This window comes from Photobacterium andalusiense, assembly GCF_900185625.1.
GTDB lineage: Bacteria > Pseudomonadota > Gammaproteobacteria > Enterobacterales > Vibrionaceae > Photobacterium > Photobacterium aquimaris.
Genome location: NZ_FYAJ01000040.1, coordinates 1 through 1,037, shown reverse-complemented (window position 1 = coordinate 1,037; position 1,037 = coordinate 1). Strand labels below are relative to the sequence as shown.

Sequence of the window (1,037 nt, the reverse complement as noted above, 5' to 3'; positions counted from 1 at the left end):
ATGAAGTCATCAAGTTGGAATTCACCTGCCATGTAACGGTCAACGATACCAGGAAGCTCTGAACGGCCTTTAACACCACCAAATGCAGAACCACGCCATACACGACCAGTTACTAGTTGGAATGGACGAGTAGAGATCTCTTGACCTGCACCAGCTACACCGATGATTACAGACTCGCCCCAACCTTTGTGACAACACTCAAGTGCTGAACGCATAACATTAACGTTACCGATACACTCAAAAGAGTAATCTACGCCGCCATCAGTCATTTCAACAATCACTTCTTGAATTGGCTTATCAAACTTCATTGGGTTGATGCAATCTGTCGCACCTAGTTTACGTGCAAGGTCGAATTTGCTTTCGTTGATATCAATCGCAATGATACGGCTTGCTTTAGCCATAGTACCACCGATGATAGCAGCAAGACCGATACCACCAAGACCAAAGACAGCAATAGTATTGCCTTCTTCAACTTTAGCTGTATTAAGTACCGCACCCATACCCGTTGTTACACCACAACCTAGTAGACAAACTTCTTCAAGAGGTGCTTCTTTGCTGATTTTAGCCAAAGAAATTTCTGGAAGTACAGTGTACTCAGAGAAAGTAGAACAACCCATGTAATGGAAAATTGGCTGACCGTCTTTGTAGAAACGGGTTGTGCCGTCTGGCATTAGGCCTTTACCTTGAGTTTCACGTACTGCCTGACAAAGGTTAGTTTTGCCAGATAGACAGTATTTACATTTGCCACACTCAGCAGTGTAAAGTGGAATAACGTGGTCGCCAACTTCAACACTTGTTACGCCTTCACCAACCATTTCAACAATACCGCCGCCTTCGTGACCAAGGATTGCTGGGAAGATACCTTCTGGATCGTCGCCTGATAATGTGAATGCATCTGTGTGACATACGCCAGTTGCAACGATGCGAACTAATACTTCGCCAGCACGTGGTAGCATTACATCAATTTCTTCAACAGAAAGAGGTTGTTTTGGACCCCATGCGATAGCAGCTTTTGATTTGATAAATTTGTCAGTCAT

Annotated in this window: 1 protein-coding gene; it reads right to left on the bottom strand. The window is 44.2% G+C overall.

Features of this window, described 5'->3' with window-relative positions; translation table 11 throughout:
• Positions 1–1,037: S-(hydroxymethyl)glutathione dehydrogenase/class III alcohol dehydrogenase (locus tag PAND9192_RS20310; protein ID WP_087855094.1), on the bottom strand; the 1,037-nt coding region annotated here is incomplete at both ends.